This is a genomic window from Desulfuromonas sp. CSMB_57, assembly GCF_020194955.2.
Lineage (GTDB): Bacteria > Desulfobacterota > Desulfuromonadia > Desulfuromonadales > Syntrophotaleaceae > JAFCIY02.
In genome coordinates this window covers 1-1236 of sequence record NZ_JAFCIY020000090.1, presented here as the reverse complement: position 1 = coordinate 1236, position 1236 = coordinate 1, and the positions used below count along the sequence as shown (strand labels likewise).

Below are 1236 nucleotides of genomic sequence, written 5' to 3'. Positions count from 1 at the left end.
ACGGACCCACGGCTATGTGCATGACCCCATGCAGTGGGTGGATCCGCTGGGGTTGGCGGGGTGTCCGGTGTGGGATTCGAAGGCTGGTAGGTGGCGTGACAGTTCTACGGGGCGTTTTACAACGGGCCTTTCACCGTTAAAGAATAATTCGGTTAGGAAATTACTTAAGAGTCGGGGGCTCTCGAAACAACAATCGACTGACATGGTCAATAGCTTTGATGGCCAAATTTATGCGAGGCAGGGTCGTGCAGGGGAAGGCTTTACAATTACAGAGTCTGCGCCAGGAAGAGCTTCTGGCGTGTTTGTAACAAGAGGATCGGCGGGTTCTACACCTGCTGAAAGAATTCAAAAATTAGCGCTACCCCCATCAAATACAGCACAAATTGAAAGTGCAGCCCACCTTACACGTAATCAATTGTTGTTAGAAGGGCGTGTTGCTCCTCAACCGCGCTGGGGGGCAAATAGAACAGGTGGTGGCTGGCAGGTAGTAACCGATGGTGGAAAATATACAGGCGCAGTTGGACCATAAGGAGACATTGTGAATATTGATGTCCTTAATAGAATAGTCGAATTGTTAAAAAAAAGTGATTTTCCACATGAAGCTGATGATCTTCAAAAATTAGCTGCCGAATATCATTCATGTTCGGAAGAAAAAAAAATTGAGGCCGCAAACAGACTAAAGGAAATGTGTCATCCTAAATGGCTTGGAGATTTCTACATTAAAGACATAACCCTGAAAGAATGGTATGGCTTACTTGATAAACTAAGCAAATCAGTCTGATTCATGAAGGTCGCCAGCCAGGTTAGTGAGAGGCGAGCCTGCACCCCTCTGGTTATGCTTACGGCGCCATTTTCGCGAGACGCTGTGTCTGTGACGCTACCGCCTTGAGCCGTTTTTCCGGTCAGGCGGATCCGTTCTTTGACAATTCAGCTGATTGTATGACGATGCCGGGCGCGTTCTCCTGTTTCCGGGCGAGCGGCATGGGGCACTCCCTCGGTAGCTGTCTTTCAGAAGCCATGCAGTGGTGTTTGAAATCTTAGCCGAAACCAAGCCGGGCGTAGGTGGATGCAAACGACGCGGGCTGGACCGCAGGCTGTCCAGCACCGACGCCCTGGGCTCTGGTACGCGTTTCGACCTCGACACCTTCGCTCATCTCGCCGGCTGTCAACGGCGGAGAAACCACCTACACCTACGACCTGCTCGGCCGGTTCAAAAGCCTTTCCAGCAACGGCCAT

Annotated in this window: 2 protein-coding genes; both read left to right on the top strand. The window is 50.8% G+C overall.

Annotated features, from left to right (window positions below; genetic code table 11):
- A partial coding sequence (locus JQN68_RS14480; protein WP_249621285.1) for a hypothetical protein occupies positions 1 to 529 on the top strand: 529 nt, incomplete at its 5' end.
- Between the two features lie 9 nt (positions 530 to 538).
- Positions 539 to 781, top strand: coding sequence for a hypothetical protein (locus JQN68_RS14475; RefSeq protein ID WP_225073939.1), 243 nt, complete (start codon positions 539 to 541; stop codon positions 779 to 781).
- Positions 782 to 1236: the final 455 nt, after the last annotated feature.